Origin of the sequence: Actinomyces sp. HMSC075C01 (assembly GCF_001812965.1) — a bacterium.
Classification (GTDB): domain Bacteria; phylum Actinomycetota; class Actinomycetes; order Actinomycetales; family Actinomycetaceae; genus Actinomyces; species Actinomyces acetigenes.
Genome location: NZ_KV810982.1, coordinates 1 through 1,135 on the forward strand (window position 1 = coordinate 1; position 1,135 = coordinate 1,135).

A 1,135-nucleotide genomic window follows, 5' to 3' on the forward strand; every position below is an offset into this window, starting at 1 on the left:
GTGACCTCCGCCAAGAACCTCAAAGGCCTGCTAAGCAAAGCCAACCGCCTGCTCGACGACGTCGGTGCGGCCTTCACCCGCATCCCGGCCAAGGTCAGCGAGGCCGTCACCACGAAGGTGGAGGCAGCCAAGGACCTCGCGTCCACCTTAAAACACCCCCAGCACGCGCTGGCCGGGCTACCGGGCATCAGCATGCGCCAGGCCGGCGACATGGGGAAAGCCACACCCACCGTCCACAGACCCACCGGAGGTCCCACACGCCCCAAGACCCCACGCCCCAACCCCAACGAAGGCCGCTGGGGAGTAAAACTCGACGACGCCACCAACACCGCCAAGAGCACCAGCAAAGCAGCCGACACCGCCGCCGACGGAGCCAAGGAAGCAGCCAGTGCCGCAGGCGCGGCGGCAACCAGCACAAAACGTGCCGGCAGTGCGGCCGACAAGGCCGCCGACACCGCAAAGCACACCGACGAAGCCGCCGAGGCCGCCACCGCAGCAAAGACGAAGAGCGAACCGGTGGACGAGTACGCAGACCGTGGCGACGGTCGCGACATCAAAGGCCGCTACACCAAAGGCAATGAGGCTTATTCACAGGACTAGCCGGCGCCGACATCTGCGCAGGTCACAGCACCTTCGGCGGACGCTGTGAATAAGCCTCAATGGCGGAGCGCACACATACGATGACAGCGAAGCACTTGGCCTCAAACAGTACACCGAAAGGCTGGAACAACGAGGAGAAACAGTTAAAGAAGTCATCGAGTACAAGCGGCTTGCGCGTATTGAAGGAGCTCCGCAGGGACGCTACTATGACCGCCTCATTCAACGAGAGAACGGCACCTGGGTCGGCCTGGAGGTAAAGAGCGGCGGCTCCTCATATAGCGGCACCCAACGAGCCGCTGATAACATGGTGTCAACAGACAACCCCGCCATCGTCAAGCTGGACGATGGTCGAACCATCCAAGTCACAAAAGTTGCAGTGTGGAGAGTTCCGAAACAATGAGACGTTTTGCTCAAGAAACTATAGGAAAAGACGGACCGATCGAAATCTTTGAGATGCCTCAGACTCCGGAGGAGTTTGCTGATGACATCGCGCGGAGCCTGACTGGGGTGCGTGGTGTTTCTCGGACTGGGGGAG

General features: G+C 61.1%; 1 pseudogene. It reads left to right on the plus strand.

Features of this window, described 5'->3' with window-relative positions:
- A pseudogene (locus tag HMPREF2883_RS15440) lies at window positions 1-600 on the plus strand (hypothetical protein); the annotation flags it as partial.
- Window positions 601-1,135 lie beyond the last annotated feature (535 nt).